Here is a 17290-nt window from a genome sequence, read left to right on the forward strand (position 1 = left end):
GCATAATATTATTAAAGTTCAAAAGGCGGGGAAAACAATGAAAGAAAAAGAATTTACAGAATCTATGCTTTTCACTCAAAGAATGGCCCAGCTTTCTAAAGCGCTTTGGAAAGCAATTGAAAAAGACTGGCAGCGATGGATCAAACCATTTCATTTAAATATTAATGAATACCATGTTCTATGGATTGCCCATTATTTAAATGGCGCAACTATTTCAGATGTAGCCAAATTTGGTGTCATGCATGTTTCAACAGCTTTTAATTTTTCCAAGAAACTGGAGGAGCGTGGATTCCTAACCCTTTCTAAACGAGAAAATGATAAGCGCAATACATACATTAAGCTAACGGATAAAGGGAAAAATTTACTTACCGAATTGATGGATGCCTACGAGCCAGCCAATAATTCGGTATACCAAGGATCCCTCCCTTTACGTGAGTTATATGGTAAATTCCCTGAGGTTATTGAGCTACTAGCAATTGTACGTAATATTTATGGCAAAGATTTTATGGATATATTTGAAACCTCCTTTTCCAGCCTAGAAAAAGAATTTCTGGAAAAGGAAAATAAGTCCGAAAAAGCAGAAATTGAAAAGGTCGTTTAATCCAGAATATTTCTCTTCAATTTCTCCATTAATTCTGGGTAAATCTGTTGCCTCAAGCAAGCCTCAATCACTTCCCGATGATCTAACTTCGGAGTTAGTCGATGTTTAAATTCAGCAAAAAGCGGAGCGTAAAAGATAAACTTTTCCGCTTTTTGCTCTAGCATTTCTTTGTTCAAGTCCTCACACATTTTCAAGAATTCTTCAACTTCATTTTGGTCTAAATTATTCACAACAATCAATCGATCAAATTCAAATCCTTCTCCATGTATCATGTTCAATAATAATTTTTGATGGTATTCCAGTTTTTTTATTCTTGCTAATAATTGATCCATTATGAGTACCCCATCTTTATCTTGATATGCCGACATACCGGCGTTCGTCCTTTCTCGATATGATCTTAATTATTTTTTTATAAAAAGCCTATTGATTTTACATGTATTTCATCGTAAGGTATGTAGAGTTATTTATTTTCTCAGTTTGGAGGATCTGATGATGCATTGCTGGAAATCATGTAGTGTAAATAGAAAGTATCATTTTTTTCGTTTGTTTACGATCTCTAGTTTGATCGCCTTACTTGTCTTTCTATTTATTTATGTTGTGATCCAAACGACGACTTCCGGTCAATTAAAGGATAATCATGCGATTACTTTTTTCATTATCTTTATTTTACTATACCCTTTGCATAAATTTTGTCATTTATTGCCATTGAAAAGTGCTTTTGCTCATATCAATATGAAAATAGAATGGTATTTTTATATCCTGCCTATTATTCAATTAAAGGTGTATACACCTGTTTCGAAAACACAGTATTCGCTTGCTCTCGTTTTTCCGTTTATAATCATTAATGCTTTATTAATCACCATATTATTTTTATTTCCTAGTTATCGCCATTATATTGCTATTTTACTTTCTTATCATATCGGACTTTGTACACCAGATTTAAAATTTATAAAAACATTATTGTCCTCTCCCAGTGGTGCGTTTGTTGAAGAAAATGAAAATGGCTATGAAATTTTGATTAACAAGTAAAAGCAATACGTTTACTATATCTTACCGTTTTGCACAAGATAGCTCCATTGCTTTAATGTTTTTTAATTTATCCTATCTTTTTAATTATAAGTTTGCTATTCTTTTACTATACAACAAAGGAGACGAAGGGAAGGAAAAAAATATTGCTAGCTCTTTTTTTTGTTTTTGCTGTTTTTATGTTATATCTATTCAACAATCTTACAAATTCCCTTTGTATCCTTAGGGAAATACCAGAAGAACGCCAGCCAAAAGTGTTTCGGACCATCAATGTTCTCATCACCATTCTCCTTTTTTCATCCTACATTGAAATTTTATATACGTAAAAAGGCGCGTTCCCAATTAGGAACACGCCTTTTTGTATTTGCGACCGTCTTTTACTATAGCCAAGCCGCCCCAACGATAATTAACAAAATAAACAATACAACGATTAGGGCGAAGCCTCCGCCGTATCCAGCTCCAGCTGACAATTACAACACCTCCTCTAAATCTTACTATATATTATTCATTTTTTTTGCATTGGTCAGGACGTTTGCCCAAATTACTCATTTTTCGCCGAAAAATATGCTACTTTCATGATTTATATTACATGAAAAATAAAATGTCTCAGGCAGGGAAAATCCCTTCTTTCTATACATCGTACAAAATTTTTATTTTGTTCCCATTCCCTATACCATATGCCCTAACCAATAATTGGCATGAGGGAAATGCCCATTTTTTGACGATTTCTTAGAAAAAGTATTTATTATCGACATTAATCTATGTTATAGTATGACTTGTAGCTTTAAACACAATCTTCAACATAAGAGGATATTCAAAATGTTAGGATCAGCGACTACAATCGCCACGCCTTTGTGACCTGCGTGCTGCAGGCCTCCAGTAAAAATGACACATCGAGGTTTCTAGTTGGCGAATATCTTTTTAAACACACACTTAAATTTTAGGGAGTTGTATAATATGAAAAAATGGGTATTATCCCTTACGTTAGCTGCTGGTGTAGTTGGACTTGCTGCATGCAGCGGAAACGGTGGCGATACGATCGCAAAATCAAAAGCAGGAAATGTAACAAAAGATGAATTGTATGAATCAATGAAGGAGCAAATTGGAGACCAAGCGCTTCAACAACTTGTTATAGAAAAAGTCCTTAATAAAGAGTATAAGGTAAGCGATAAAGAATTAGATAAAGAGTTAAAGAAACTAAAAGACCAGCTTGGACCTCAATTTGAAATGCAGCTTACACAAGCTGGGTTTAAAGATGAGGATGCTTTCCGTGATGTATTGCGTTTGAACCTGTTGCAGCAAAAAGCAGCCACGAAAGATATAAAAGTCACGGATGAAGAAGTAAAGGAATATTACGAGCAAAAAGAGCCGGATATTGATGTGAACCATATTATCGTTAAAGATGAAAAAACGGCGAAAGAAGTAAAAAAGAAATTGGATAATGGCGAAAAATTTGCCGATCTTGCCAAAGAGTACTCACAAGATCAATCAGCCCAAACAGGTGGAGAGCTTGGAACCATTTCAAGAGATGATCCACAAATGGATGAAGATTTTAAAAAGGCAGCCTTTGCTTTAAAAGAGGGAGAAATTAGCGACCCTGTAAAAACTCAATTTGGCTGGCATATTATTGAAGTGACGAAAAAGCCGAAAAAAGAAGCGTATGATAAAGTGAAAGATGAGTATACTCAGGAATTAAAAGTGTCCAAGCTTGATCAAGATTCTGTCACCCAAGCCATGAAAAGAGAACTGAAAAAGGCAAAGGTCGAAATTAAAGATAAAGATTTAAAAGATGCTGTAGCACCGATTCTTGATGCTCCAAATCCTGAAGATACCACTGATGATCTAAAGAGTGGAGACAATAAAAAAGACGATGCTCCCGCTACAGATAAAGAAGAGAAGTAACAAAAAAAGCTGCCATTGGCAGCTTTTTTCATGCTTATCCTAGCTCGGTGTTTTCAGTTTTTCTCTCTGTTCTTTTTCTTTATTCATCCGCTCTACATATACTTGCCCTTCCTGTTCAATCCATTCCTCTTCCATATCTTTATCCTCTTTTGCCGTCTTCACAGCCATAAAAGCACTAACGAATATCCCTGCCACCACTACGTATATCCAGATGGGTAAAGACATATGATCCACTCCTTCCTATGCTTGTCCATTAAGTTATGCGTCAATATAGAGGACGTTTAGTACACTATATGTTGGAAATGAAAAAAAATGCCTTTTAAAAGGATGTTCAAAAAGTCCGGTAAAAATGACACTGCGAATTTCTTCGTTGGCTTGTTTCTCCGCTGCTCATGTATTTAAAAACATACATTCCGCTGCTCGAAACTGCGCCGCCTCGAACTTCTTGGTCCTTTTTATCCTCCTTTTTGAACACGCACTTCATTAGAAAGGCATTAAGAATGGAATGTTGGTTTGTAGAACGAACGATTGTCCAGGGGAAAGATCCTTTCAGAAAATTCACCAGGTTTCACTCGTTTTAGAGTTCGATCCAACATATTCATTTTTGCATCTAAATTATCGATCATATGTAATATTTCTGCTTCCTTAATCATCGGCTGCTTTGGACTTCCCCACTCTAACTTTCCATGATGACTTAACACAACATGCTGTAATACAACGACTTCTTCTCCATGGATGCCTAATTCCTCTGCTGTTTTCGCAATTTCATTGACAATTATGGTGATATGTCCGAGCAAATTTCCTTCTATCGTATAGGTAGCTGAAACCGGACCTGATAACTCTATGACTTTCCCTAAGTCATGAAGAATAATTCCTGCGTACAAAAGATCACGATCTAAGGAAGGATACAGTTCTGCAATCGCTTTTGCTAAATCAAGCATAGACACAACATGGTAGCCGAGACCTGACACAAATTCATGGTGGTTCTTCGTGGCTGCTGGATATTCCAAAAAACGCTCCAAATATTTTTTGACTAAATGCCGAGAGATTCGTTGGATATTCGGATTTTTCATTTCAAATATATACTGCGTTATTTTACTTGAAATTTCTTCCTTACTAATGGGAGCTGTTTCCAGGAAATTCGCCACGCTTACTCCATCTTGTGAAGAAGCGGGACGAATTTGCCTAATTTTTAATTGAAGTCTCCCACGATAATTATGGACCTCACCCGCTACCCGCACAATCGTTTCTGGTTGATACATTTTCACTTGCTCATTCGATATATCCCATAGTTTTGCCTCAATATCCCCTGACTTATCTTGTAAAATTAAAGTTAAAAAGGGCTTTCCATTACTAGCGATCCCTTTTGTTGCACTTTTGATCAATAAAAATAGATCCACATGTTCTCCAACCTCATGTTCTAATATTTCCTTCATCTTTCAAACGCCCCCCATTCCCAGTTTTTCTTTTCAAAATTATATCATACTATGACTCTTATCGCTTTCTGGAATAGTTGAGGACAAAGTGAAGATACTTTCGCTTGGAAATAAATCCCTTATATGCTCATGGCAAGTAAATAAAATCACTTGGGAATGTTGACTCATTTTCTTAACAAGTGAACATACCTTTTCCGTCCTATTCTTATCAAAATTCACAAACCCATCATCAATGATAATGGGCAATGGATAATCTTTCTGAAGAACAAAAACTAAGGCAAATCGCAAAGCGATATATAATTGCTCCTTTGTTCCCTGGCTCAATTCTGAAGGTTCCATGAAGGTCCCATCCTTTCTCTCCACAAATAATCGATCATTTTGATGAAAATGCAGGGAAGGATAATGACCATCCGTCAAGAAACCAAAGTATTCTCTTGCTTTTCTTACCACCTGAGGAAATCGCTCTTGAATATAGGTATCCATTGTCTTTTGGAGTAAAGTAATGGCCAGTTTAATTTTAGCCCAACTCATTGCGTCTTCTTGAAAGTTGGATTGATTTTGATAGAACCGATGGAGCTTTTCTGTATAAGTGCCCCCTTCTTCCAAAACACTGATTTGATGCTGAATAGCCGCTAGTTCCTGTCGAACATGATTCAATGATTGTTCCATTTCTTTGATGGATTCTGTGAGGACCGCCTGTTTTTGTTTCAATTCCTCTTGCGCCGAATAGAATGTAAAATCTTCCATTAGTGATTCATTGAGTTGATCTTGTAAAAGTTGTCGGCGAGCCTGTAATTGGAGCATCTCCTCGTAGTTCTTGGCCTTTTCTCGAAAACTTTCCTCATCCTTTGTATGGGCCGTTTGCTGCAATTGGTTGAGCAGAATGCGATACTGATCGTATTCCCCTTGGAGATTCTTCCTTTCACTCTCTAATTCTTCCTTTTTCATTTTCCATTCTTTTTGTCTAATTCGTTTTTCCTCTTCTGTTTTTAATGTCTGTTTAATTAAAATGATCGTTTCAGAATGATCCTCCGTTGTACATTCAGCAGCCTCAGCAATTCTCTCAAGTTCTTTTAACCAATTGGCCTGTTTTTCTACCTTTTCTTGGCTCATTCTCTTTCGTTTCTCTACTTCCTTCCTTTTAGCTGCGCGTTCTATCAGTAAATCAACAGCATCCTCTAATCGGGAAGCCGGAAACTCAGGACTTAGATATAACGCTTTTTTTAAATTTTGGATATTTTCATTATTTCTTGCTAAAGAAACTTTTATTTGCTGCTCTTGGAGAAGGAGTTCTTCCTTTAACTGTTCTGTTTGTTCTAATGATTGATATATAATTTTCCATTCATTACGCAAATTCATTTGTTTTTCATACAGTTTATTGGGATTTTGCTGATGATCATGTTCCCTCTTTTCCAATTCCTCTGTTAACTCTCGTAACCGCGTAGACAGATTATCCTTCATTGCACTCTTATTAGCCCTTTTAGCTAGAAAGGTAGTCATCAAGAGATACACCCATACCAGACTAGCAAAAGCGCCTAGAAGCCATTGAGAGGAGAGAACAGACCATATGAAAAGAATAACACTCGCAAATAAGAGAAGTCCCTCCCCGATTCCTCTATATTTTCTTTGCGTTCCTTCTTTTTGAATATGTTCAAGTTCTTGCTTTAATCTTTCCTTTTCGCTTTTTATTTCTTCTGTCTCTTTCCAATCATCTTTCTCTCTTTGTAACCTTTTAAAGTCTAATTCCGACCATAAACGCGCTTCAATATGATGGCATTCCTCTTCCATCTTGTTTAATTCTTTTGTTACTGTATCTATTTGGTTCGAAATATCTTCCGCTTTTAACTGGTCTTTTAATTGTTGATTCAATGTCTGCCTAATTTGTTCCTTTCTATTCATCCCAAGATCGATCTTTTCATCTCGTTCTTCTAAAGAAAGTTGTAAAATATGCTCAATCTCATCGATTCTTTCTTCACTTTCTTCTATTTTTCTATTCATCTCATGAATCTCTGTCTTATTTTGTAAAAACAACGGCCATTCCTGAATAAGCTTGTCCGCTTTATGAATAACTGCTTGAAAGGTTGGGGATGGTTTCGAACGCTCAAGGAGCTGTTTTGCTTTCTCTATTTTTTCATCTATACTTTTGATTCGATTGGAAATGGATATCATTTTATCTTGATATTTCTCATACCTTTTTAAACCATCTATTGGAAATTCTATAGCTCCCAATTCTTGCAAACGTTGTTCGATTCTATTATACTCTTTTAAAATCGGCCATTTATCCAATAATGTATGTACATGTTGCCGTTTAGCTGTATTCTTTATCACATCATGCTCAAGATTGATTCGTTCTTGATTCAAGCTGTCTCTTTTTGATAGTAGGGCTTCATATTCTCCATTTTGCTGTTTCGCTTTTTTAAGTTCTTTTTCCGCCTCCCGTAATTGACGTAGGGATTCATTTAATTTCGGTTTTCTCCCGTTGGGTTTAAATAGTTGCTCTGACTCTTTTTTTAAGTCTGCTTCAAGAGAGAGAAGTTGATCTGTCCCAATCGTCCCTGTTGCCATTAAATAGCGTCCAATTTCGGCCCCCTGAAGTCGTTGAATTTCCTGAATACCTTGAAGATCAAAAGAAAATAAATTTTGATACATTGTTTTATTGATTCCCGATAGCAAAGCGATTAATCGTTCTTCTCCACCTATTGTACCGTCTTCATATTGGACTTGAACATCTCCACCAGCCTTTCCTTTGATCCGCTCAATGATGATTTTCCTCTCATTTTTCGTTTCGACAACCACTCTGCCACCATAAGCATGAGAAAATTTTGGTTCATATCGTAATTGGGAAGATTGCCTAGGAGGAAACCCAAAGAGGATACTATGAACAAATGACATGATCGTCGATTTTCCTGCTTCATTTTCACCATATATGACCTGTAAAGTGTCAATCGAATTCCATTCAAATTCCGTGAATTTTCCATATCCATAAATATATAAGCTTTTAAGTTTCATTGATTTTCCCACCCATCTTCACAACCAAGCGATCGCCTATCAGTTCCTTTGCCCCAATTAAAAGTTGTTTTTTTGTTTTTTCATCAAAAGGAGTTAAATAGCGACTCGCATAAACATGAGAAAATAAAGGGGAGAGCGATTCATCTAATTCTTCTCCCGCCAATAAATCTGATATCGACTGATCGATTACATTCAAAAAAGTCGGGTCCTGTATGGCTTTCGGATTTGTTTTTTGCTTTTGTTTACTGATCTTATACGGCCAGATAAAGGGGGATTCCATCTCCAACCCTGCTTGGATCATTTCCAAAAATTCTCCATTATCAATTTTTTCCTTGATTTCTGTAGAGAGGGTGCTAGCGTTCGATAAAATGATTTCGAGTAATACTCCACATTCCTTGTGCGCAAGCATGCTTTCCATTCCATTGACACATGTCAGATATAAATCAGTAAAATTCATTCCTTCCACGCAAGGAATAGCTAGGCTCTCCCAACGAATGACAGCGGTAGGAATAAACGTTAATTTTGTTTGTCCTGCTGCATTGATCTGAACCTCACAACACATTTTTTCCCCTTCTTCATTTTTGTGCCGGCCTTGCGGATTTCCTGGGTAAACAATATATGGATTTTCATGTAAAACTTCGGCTTTATGTATATGTCCTAGTGCCCAATAATCCATTTGTGTTTGTAATAATTCTTTAATAGAAAATGGGGCGTATGGTTGGTGCTTGCTTCGGCTGCTTTCACAATGCCCATGTAAAAGGCCGATATGAAAGTCCGCCTCCCCCTCCTTTTTGTATTCGGAAATCTTTCTGACTCTTACATGTCTAGTAGGATAACTAAATCCATATAAATGAACTTTTTGACCCTTCCTTGTTGTAAAGGGAATCCATTCAACTTCCTTATGAAAGATATGCACATTGGCGGGCATATCTAAGTTCAACCAATGTCCAGATAAATGATCATGATTTCCGTGTGAAAGAAAGGCATGTATCCCTGCCTGATTCAGCCTGTCCATTTGCTGTCTCAGATGGGCCTGGGCTCGAATGCTTCTATCCTCCCCATCGTATAAATCCCCGACAATAACGATAAAGTCCACATTTCTGTTAAGCGCTTCATCAATCACTTTTTCAAAGGCTAAAAAGGTACTATTTTGAATTCGCTCAAAAAGTTCTCCTGGTAAATGCTTCAATCCAAGAAAAGGGCTATCCAAATGCAAATCAGCCGTATGAATAAAATGAATCTCGTTTTTCAATTGGATCCTCCTCCGACGAATATACGTTCTCTCATTATACAATAAATACACAGAAAAAAACAGCATAATCAGCGCTGTTTTTTTAATCATTCTCTAATATATTTCGCAGAAAGGTTAATCGATGTTGTTTACGAAAATGTTCCTTAACCATATAGGCTACACCATTATCCTCATAAGATCTTGTGATCCAATCGGCTGCCTTTCTTACTTCCGCCGGAGCATTCCCCATTGCCACTCCAAGCCCTGCCCACTTAATCAAAGGCAAATCATCTAAATCTGAGCCAATCGCGACAACCTCTTCTCTTTTAATTCCATGTTGCTCACATAAATATTGGACACTTCTTAATTTGGATACTTTTGTAGGGACAATCGTTAATTGGAATGGGCTTGATTCAATACACTCAATTTCATCGTACAGTTCTTCAAAAACCTTTTTCGCATCAGCTCGATCATTCTTATGTTCAAATAATATTTCGATCATTGTCGGTGATATCGGATTATCTTGAAGCTCTTCCCTTAAATGATCTACATACTGCTCTGAATAAGCCAATCGATTCGCTTTTTGAAAAACGACCCTTGCCCTTAAATGATTCGGCAAACTCATTTTATTCCCGATCATAAACTGTTCGTGGATCACTTTAATCTGGCAGGAAAAGGATTCTAATAATCCAATGATTTCATTTGTAAGATCTTCCGGAATCCGTTTAATGAACACAGGCTTATCTAATTCTTTCCCGATAAAAGCCCCATGATGAGCCACAATATGATCTTCCATTTTTAAAGATTTGGCTACTCTTTTGGCAGATGGAAAATTTCTTGAAGTCGTTAAAATAATTTTAACATCTTTATCTCTAACAAATTCAATAGCTTCCCTTGTCACTTTATTTATACGGCCATTATCCTGCAATAAAGTGCCGTCCAGATTCAAAGCAAGTAACTTATAAATCATGCTGATACCCCCCTATTGTGCAGGACCAACTTGTTCTATAAATATTTTATGCAAGTAAAGAGGGGATAGAACCAAAAAATGCTAGGCAACAATCCCTAAAGGTGCGTGTTCAAAAAGGAGGATAAAAAGGACCAAGAAGTTCGAGGCGGCGTAGCTTTGAGCAGCGGACTTGTACAGGATGTACTGACTTCTGCGTTGCCCACAGGACGTGGGCGGTTTTAGCAGAAGAACCTTATCCCGATACGTGAGCAGCGGAAAAGCAAGCCAACGAAGAAATTCGAAGTGTCATTTTTACCGGAGGCCTGCAGGAAGCAGGTCACAAAGGCGTTGCGACAGGATGTCGCGAATTTAGCCTTTGATCCTTACTTTTTGAACATCCTCTAAAGGGAATCGCCTAACATTTTGAGAACACATCATTGTACCCCTAAAACTCCATACAAATCATCCAGTGGTTTGATAATAATTTTATTTAACTCCTGAATCATCATGCTCATCTGTTGCTCCGCTTCCATTAATTTCGTTACTTTTTCATTTTGTTGCACTTGGTTTGCAATCATTTGTGCTTGTTGCACTTCTTCTTCAGAAATATCTTGTCCAGCCATTTGTTTTTCCTGAAGCTGCATTTGAATCTGGCGGAATGAATCAAACATGGATTTTGCTGTTGCATCATCTTCAACTGCTTTATACATGTTCCTCAAATCTGTAAATTCATCACTTTGACGTAAGGCCTTTTCAAGCTCATATGCACAATCATAAAGATTTGTTGCCATTGCTGTAATCTCCTCCTTCCCAAACAGTGTAACATACTAAGAGGTGATCATCACAATGATTCCTTGAATTAGGCCAATCGCACCACCAAGAATGGCGCCAAGATACGTAATCATTGTAAGCTCTTTTTTCGCAATCGAGAGGACTAATTCCTCCAATTTCACTGTAGAAAATGCTTCAATTTGCTCACGAACAATTTCTTCTACATGGAATCTTTTCATGATTTCCTCTGTTCGCTGTACGAAAAAATTCCCTATTGAATCGAAAAGAAACGGGATCCATTTTCCATCAATCTTTGCTTTATAAGGCAAAATGAGTTCATGAATCGAAGTGCGGAAGAGCTTTTCTATTGAAACTGTTTCTTCCACCCATGTTTGTATATAATCCAACAATGGCTCGTCCTGCCAATTGGGAAATAATTCTTGAAGGGAATTTTGCTGTAGTTTTTGCCATTCAGATTGCAAAATAGTATTAAGCATTTGCTTCGTGCCATCATTACGTAAAAACTTAATGATTTCCGGTTGAAAACGATCTACTAGCGAATGATTTCCAACAAACATTTGAATCATATTCCAAACGCGTCCACGATCCTCAAAAAAGTTCTCAATCATGTTGTTTATTTTATCTCTTCCCTGTTCACTTGAAAAATAATCGATCGCTTTCTCGATTATTTTATCAGAAATAACGGGAATCTTTTCCTGTACACTTGCCTTCCATTCTTCTGGTATGAGTTCATTTATTTGCTCATTCCAATATTTTTGTTTTAGCGCTGCATATTTTTGACCTACCTTACTATGTAGATATGCCTTCGTTCTTTGTTCTGCATTCTTTATTTGCAAGGAATCTAATACCTGTTGTACTGTCAGTCCTTGATCAAGCCAGCTATGAATTTTATTACTTACTAAAGTCGCCATTTCATGCTTAAGCTTTGGTTCTGAGAGCTTTTTTTGTATGCTTTCAGGTGTCACTAAATGATTGACCACTAATTTTCCAACTTGTACCGCAAGCTCCTTTTGTCTTTTTGGAATCAATCCTGGTGTAAAAGGGAGTTGCCATTTCCCAATAAAGATGGGGCGATGAGGGCGAAAGAGCATTTGAATAGCCAAAAAATTTGTAAACCCTCCAATAATGGCTCCAACCACAATCATAAATAATAATGTCCATGTCCAGTTTGGCATTTTTCCTCCTCCTGAATGCTTTATCCCGAATTAACTGGCAGTAAGACCCCCACTTCAAGAATTCGAGGAAAAACAAGAATTGTAAGTGGGGGATCAACTGAAAGTCAAATCCCCGATTCGTTCGGACCAACAGGATGTTGGTCACAAAGGCGTTGCGACAGGACGTCGCGAATTTAGCCTTTGATCTACCCATCAGTGGGGGTGAAAAAAACTCCCACTGAATGAAGTTTCACTTTATCCTCTTTTACGAATTTAACGAAAAAAAGTTCCCTTTTCTAAATGAAACGATATTCTTTTAAATGCCGGATTATATTTGGTAAACTAAAATGAGAAAAAAGATTGCCATTATTTTAAAAGCATGTTACATCCATTCTCCTTCCATACTAAAATGGAGGGGGCTGATGGCATGAGCCAAAGAAAAAAGAAGAATCAATTTCTGCCTGATACAGACTTTGAAGGTCGTGATAAATTATATATTGATATCGATCGAATGGTCAATGAAGGAATGTCAGGCGGGTCCGTCTTTATGAGACAGGATTCCACGAATATTGAAGAATCCATGGATTTTTTCCCGGAAGAGGAGCCTAAAAAGATCTAACATAAAGGGGGCTGATTCTGTATTCAGCCCCTTTTTATTTCGAAAAGGAGTTACATATGATTAATCGATTATTACAACTATACCCAGAGGCTATTACCAGTCCAGAACCTAACACAAATTCCAATTATATGTGGCTAAAAGATGATGAGGATGGAGAGTCTTATATTGGTATCCCCCTTTCAAATTTAACGAAAGAAGAGATGATCTTATTATCCAATCTTTTCCCATTAAGCGCTAAAAAAGTATATCTCGATCGTACACCTCTTGCAGAAGAATGGTACCATTTTTTGATCCATAATGGAAAAGTTCCCCATTCTAAGTCGCAAAATATCCGATTCGTGCATTTTGCTATTCCAAATGTCCGGGATGATTTTCAGTATAATGAATGGGAGGAAGCAACGAAAAGTCTCTTCTCTACTGATGTCATCTTCGTCCCTTTTAGCCATCATCGTGGTGTTATTATTGAGGAAAAACCAAATCTTTCCATTACGGAAGAGGAGCTTTCTTCTGCCATTGAAGCTTTAGAAAGTGATTTTTTTATCAAAATTCATTTTTACCTTGGATTTTTTCAGCCCATTGATGATCACTTAAAGTCTCGATTCCAATTAGAACAAAAATTACTAACCGTTTCCTTAGCGGATCATCCTGAAGATAGAATCATAACACGTGAAAAGGTCATTCCGAATTATCTATATCTTAATCTCCCCGATCAAGAGCGATCTATACTATTTGCGGATATCCATCGTGTTTTAATAGATGATCCTGAGTTAACAAAAACGATTAAAACCTATATTGAAAACCAATCCAATGCTACTTTTACAGCCAAACAGTTATTTATGCATCGAAACAGTCTTCAATATCGGATCGATAAATTCATTGAAAAAACAGGAGTCGATATTAAAACATTCCATGGTGCGTTTTTTACCTACTTAGCTTGCCTGCATGTGGACGGCCTGCAAGAATAAGAATAGGCAGATTGCCCAAAATTGGAATTTATATTTTGTGCACCTTGTCCATATCCATGTGAAAGCGGATTCTGTACAATGAAGTTACATCATATTTAGGGGGTTTTATTAATGGCTGAGTTACGCCTAGATGGTATTTATAAAGTTTATGACAATAAAGTAACGGCAGTATCGGATTTCAATCTTCATGTGCAAGATAAAGAATTTATCGTTTTTGTAGGGCCTTCCGGTTGTGGGAAATCAACAACATTACGGATGATTGCTGGATTGGAAGAAATTACCCAAGGTGATTTCTACATTGATGATAAAAGAGTAAATGATGTCGCTCCTAAAGACCGCGATATTGCGATGGTATTCCAAAACTATGCTCTTTATCCACATATGACAGTATACGATAATATGGCATTTGGTTTGAAACTGCGCAAAATGCCGAAAAAAGAAATTGAACAACGAGTGAATAATGCAGCTAGAATTCTTGGTCTAGAAAGCTTCCTTGATCGTAAACCAAAAGCTCTTTCCGGTGGTCAGCGTCAACGTGTGGCCCTTGGACGCGCGATTGTTCGGGATGCCAAAGTGTTCCTAATGGACGAACCTTTATCTAACCTAGATGCAAAACTTCGTGTACAAATGCGTGCGGAAATTGCGAAATTGCACCAAAGACTACAAACAACAACCGTTTATGTTACCCATGACCAAACAGAAGCGATGACAATGGCTACTAGAATTGTCGTTATGAAAGACGGAGTGATCCAACAAGTTGGTAGTCCGAAAGAAGTTTATGATAACCCAGAAAATATCTTTGTTGGTGGATTCATCGGTTCACCTGCAATGAACTTCTTCAATGGTAAGCTTGAAGAAGATGGGTTCAAAATAGATGAGGGAACAAAGGTAACTGTTCCAGAAGGTAAAATGAAAATGCTTCGCGAACAAGGTTATGTTGGTAAAGATCTTATAATGGGCGTGCGTCCTGAAGATATCCATGATGAGCCAGCATTCATAGAAGCGTCACCTAATTCAAAAATCACAGTCAAAATTGATGTATCTGAGCTTCTAGGTGCAGAAACACAGCTTTATTCCTCAATAGGAGAACAAGAATTCGTGGCAAAAATTGATTCTAGAACGATTGCAGAGCCTGGTCAATCGATGGAACTTGCCTTGGATATGAATAAAGCCCATTTCTTTGATCCAACATCTGAACAAAGGATTCGCTAAACGTATGTATCAAAAACCCTACCTGTTTGTAAAAATTGGTAGGGTTTTTTTGGTTCTATTAGAAATACTACTATCAAGAAAGATGCAAGGAATCAACTAAAGGAAAAGCGGGAAAAATTCCCTGCTGCTTTATATGAATAATTTTAAAGCAAAAAAACATAATAAAACCATAAACCGCTTTTCATTGATGGGTCTTACCTCAGTAGGACACAATCTAGTGTGCTGGTGCAATTCCGGCTGACCCAACCATATACCATACAACAAGGAGATGACAGAAATGGCTAACAACAATTCTAACAACTCAAACCAAATTTTAGTTCCTGGTGCAGAGCAAGCAATTGACCAAATGAAGGTTGAAATTGCACAAGAATTTGGAGTAAACCTTGGAGCAGATACCACTTCTCGTGCTAACGGTTCTGTTGGTGGAGAAATTACGAAACGTTTAGTTTCTATCGCTCAACAACAACTTGGCGGCAGCGGATTCCAAGGCCAATAAAAATTGAATACCATATGGCTAAGCCCTCGGGTTTTCCCGGGGGCTTCTTCATTATTTTAAATTCACCATTTTCTTTGGATCAATCCATTCATCATATTGCTCTGCTGTCAAATATCCCGTTTGAATGGCTGCTTCTTTTAAAGTTGTTCCTTCTTTAAAGGCTAATTTGGCAATTTCCGCTGCCTTTTCATAGCCGATATGCGGGTTTAAGGCTGTCACAAGCATAAGAGAACGATTGACATTTTCTTCAATCACTTCTAAATTAGGTTCCAAGCCTTGGACACATTTTTCATTAAAGGAAACCATACTATCAGCTAAAAGTCGTACGGATTGCAAGAAATTATAAATAATCACAGGTTTGAAAACATTTAATTCGAAGTTCCCTTGGCTCGCTGCAAATCCAATCGCGGCATCATTTCCCATCACTTGTGTCACAACCATGGTCATCGCTTCACTTTGAGTAGGATTTACTTTTCCAGGCATAATGGAACTTCCCGGTTCATTGGCAGGAATAGAAAGCTCCCCTATTCCACTCCTAGGACCACTTGCCAACCAACGAACATCATTGGCAATTTTCATCAAATCCGCTGCCAATCCTTTTAGTGCTCCATGAACAAATACGATTTCATCATGACTGGTTAAAGCATGGAATTTGTTATCAGAAGAAATAAAGGAATATTTGGTTTGCTGCTGAAGCTGGTCAGCCACCATATCTCCAAATGCGGGATCGGCATTAATCCCCGTTCCTACTGCTGTTCCACCAATCGCAAGACTGAGCAAATGTTCCACACTCTCGTGGATCATTTTTTCACTTTTTTCTAACATAGCCCGCCAACCACTGATTTCTTGACCTAAAGTGAGAGGTGTCGCATCTTGGAGATGGGTGCGACCAATTTTAATAATGTCTATATAGGCTTTTTCTTTTTCCAATAATGTTGCTTTTAACTGTTCAAGAGCTGGGAGCAAATGCTTATGAACTTGTTGATAGGCTGCAATATGCATCGCTGTAGGAAACGTATCATTTGAACTTTGTGACATATTCACATCATCATTAGGATGTACCTTTTCATCTGCTCCTTGTTCGGCTAATAGCTCGTTTGCACGTCTCGCCACAACCTCATTGACATTCATATTAGATTGGGTACCACTGCCGGTTTGCCAAACGACAAGTGGAAAATGTTCATCCAATTGACCAGAAAGTATTTCATCACAAGCTTGGCAAATAGCCGATTTTTTTTCAGATGAGAGCTTTCCTAATTGATGATTCGCGATAGCTGCTGCCTTTTTAAGCTGGGCAAACGCTTTTATCACTTCCAATGGAATTTTCTCTGTGCCGATTTTAAAATTTTGTTTACTTCTTTGAGTTTGGGCACCCCAATACTTGTCTTTTTGTACTTTAATTTCTCCAATTGTATCTTTCTCAATGCGATAATCCATATGTATAAGCCTCCTGTTTCTTTCGTTATTCACCCTATTTTCTCATAATCAATGGATTTTTTCATCTTTTCAACTTCGCCTTCTTCACCGGGACCTCTTTTGACTTTTTCCTCGAGTGTGGGCACAACCAAGGCGTTCGCTGTGACCTCTTTGGAAGATTTTCCCCCAATGCGGGCGCAGCCAAGGCGTTCGTTGTGACCTCTTTGCAAATTTCCCTCGAATGTGGGCACAGCCAGGGCGTTCGCTGCGACCTCTTTGCAGATTTTCCTCGAATGCGGGCACAGCCAGGGCGTTCGCTGCGACCTCTTTGCAGATTTTCCTCGAATGCGGGCACAGCCAGGGCGTTCGCTGTGACCTCTTTGCAGATTTTCCTCGAATGCGGGCACAGCCAGGGCGTTCGCTGCGACCTCTTTGCAGATTTTCCTCGAATGCGGGCACAGCCAGGGCGTTCGCTGCGACCT

At 37.8% G+C, this 17290-nt stretch carries 17 protein-coding genes; 7 read left to right on the forward strand and 10 right to left on the reverse strand.

The window, feature by feature from the left end:
- Positions 1-37 precede the first annotated feature (37 nt).
- Positions 38-601 (forward strand): HTH-type transcriptional regulator Hpr, encoded by a 564-nt coding sequence (locus MUB24_RS05700; RefSeq protein WP_244702229.1) that lies wholly within the window; start codon positions 38-40, stop codon positions 599-601.
- Here the strand turns inward: MUB24_RS05700 and MUB24_RS05705 are convergent.
- Positions 598-969 (reverse strand): DUF1878 family protein, encoded by a 372-nt coding sequence (locus tag MUB24_RS05705; RefSeq protein WP_244702230.1) that lies wholly within the window; start codon positions 967-969, stop codon positions 598-600. The two genes, MUB24_RS05700 and MUB24_RS05705, sit on opposite strands and share 4 nt — an antisense overlap.
- A gap of 121 nt (positions 970-1090) precedes the next feature.
- Here MUB24_RS05705 and MUB24_RS05710 point away from each other — a divergent pair, with 121 nt between their 5' ends.
- Entirely contained in the window at positions 1091-1630 is a 540-nt protein-coding gene (locus tag MUB24_RS05710) for a DUF3267 domain-containing protein (protein WP_244702231.1), read from the forward strand.
- A 377-nt stretch (positions 1631-2007) separates the two neighbouring features.
- On the opposite strand, the gene MUB24_RS05720 is transcribed toward MUB24_RS05710, so the two are convergent.
- Positions 2008-2097: a YjcZ family sporulation protein gene (locus tag MUB24_RS05720; RefSeq protein WP_244702233.1), complete on the reverse strand. Its 90-nt coding sequence runs from the start codon at positions 2095-2097 to the stop codon at positions 2008-2010.
- A 487-nt stretch (positions 2098-2584) separates the two neighbouring features.
- On the opposite strand from MUB24_RS05720, the gene MUB24_RS05725 reads away from it, so the two are divergent.
- Positions 2585-3529, forward strand: a complete 945-nt coding sequence (locus MUB24_RS05725) for a peptidylprolyl isomerase (RefSeq protein ID WP_244702235.1) — start codon at positions 2585-2587, stop codon at positions 3527-3529.
- 39 nt (positions 3530-3568) lie between these two features.
- Here MUB24_RS05725 and MUB24_RS05730 read toward each other — a convergent pair whose 3' ends face one another.
- From MUB24_RS05730 to MUB24_RS05760, 7 genes are all read right to left on the reverse strand, one after another.
- A complete protein-coding gene (locus MUB24_RS05730) occupies positions 3569-3754 on the reverse strand; it encodes a sporulation YhaL family protein (protein ID WP_244702237.1) in 186 nt (61 codons plus the stop codon).
- A gap of 269 nt (positions 3755-4023) precedes the next feature.
- A complete protein-coding gene (yhaM, locus tag MUB24_RS05735; protein WP_244702239.1) occupies positions 4024-4965 on the reverse strand; it encodes a 3'-5' exoribonuclease YhaM in 942 nt (313 codons plus the stop codon).
- Between the two features lie 39 nt (positions 4966-5004).
- Positions 5005-7974, reverse strand: coding sequence for an ATP-binding protein (locus MUB24_RS05740; RefSeq protein WP_244702241.1), 2970 nt, complete (start codon positions 7972-7974; stop codon positions 5005-5007).
- The gene (locus MUB24_RS05745; RefSeq protein WP_244702243.1) at positions 7964-9226 is read right to left on the reverse strand and encodes a metallophosphoesterase family protein; all 1263 of its coding nucleotides are present in this window, start codon (positions 9224-9226) and stop codon (positions 7964-7966) included. Before MUB24_RS05745 ends, MUB24_RS05740 begins: the two co-directional genes overlap by 11 nt.
- A gap of 82 nt (positions 9227-9308) precedes the next feature.
- Positions 9309-10175, reverse strand: coding sequence for a Cof-type HAD-IIB family hydrolase (locus tag MUB24_RS05750; protein ID WP_244702245.1), 867 nt, complete (start codon positions 10173-10175; stop codon positions 9309-9311).
- A 413-nt stretch (positions 10176-10588) separates the two neighbouring features.
- Complete coding sequence (locus MUB24_RS05755) at positions 10589-10945, reverse strand: YlbF/YmcA family competence regulator (protein WP_244702248.1); 357 nt, start codon at positions 10943-10945, stop codon at positions 10589-10591.
- Between the two features lie 36 nt (positions 10946-10981).
- Positions 10982-12121: a DUF445 domain-containing protein gene (locus MUB24_RS05760; RefSeq protein ID WP_244702250.1), complete on the reverse strand. Its 1140-nt coding sequence runs from the start codon at positions 12119-12121 to the stop codon at positions 10982-10984.
- Positions 12122-12527: 406 nt separating this feature from the next.
- On the opposite strand from MUB24_RS05760, the gene MUB24_RS05765 reads away from it, so the two are divergent.
- The 4 genes from MUB24_RS05765 (at position 12528) to MUB24_RS05780 (ending at position 15392) form a co-directional block, all read left to right on the forward strand.
- Entirely contained in the window at positions 12528-12719 is a 192-nt protein-coding gene (locus tag MUB24_RS05765) for a hypothetical protein (RefSeq protein ID WP_244702252.1), read from the forward strand.
- 56 nt (positions 12720-12775) lie between these two features.
- Positions 12776-13684 (forward strand): PucR family transcriptional regulator, encoded by a 909-nt coding sequence (locus tag MUB24_RS05770; RefSeq protein WP_244702254.1) that lies wholly within the window; start codon positions 12776-12778, stop codon positions 13682-13684.
- Positions 13685-13795: 111 nt separating this feature from the next.
- Positions 13796-14896, forward strand: coding sequence for an ABC transporter ATP-binding protein (locus tag MUB24_RS05775; RefSeq protein WP_244702256.1), 1101 nt, complete (start codon positions 13796-13798; stop codon positions 14894-14896).
- Positions 14897-15173: 277 nt separating this feature from the next.
- The gene (locus MUB24_RS05780; RefSeq protein WP_244702257.1) at positions 15174-15392 is read left to right on the forward strand and encodes an alpha/beta-type small acid-soluble spore protein; all 219 of its coding nucleotides are present in this window, start codon (positions 15174-15176) and stop codon (positions 15390-15392) included.
- A 51-nt stretch (positions 15393-15443) separates the two neighbouring features.
- On the opposite strand, the gene fumC is transcribed toward MUB24_RS05780, so the two are convergent.
- Entirely contained in the window at positions 15444-16829 is a 1386-nt protein-coding gene (gene fumC / locus MUB24_RS05785) for a class II fumarate hydratase (protein WP_244702259.1), read from the reverse strand.
- Positions 16830-17290 lie beyond the last annotated feature (461 nt).

It is taken from the genome of Lederbergia sp. NSJ-179 (assembly GCF_022867885.1).
In the GTDB taxonomy this organism is placed as follows: Bacteria; Bacillota; Bacilli; order Bacillales; family Bacillaceae_C; genus Lederbergia.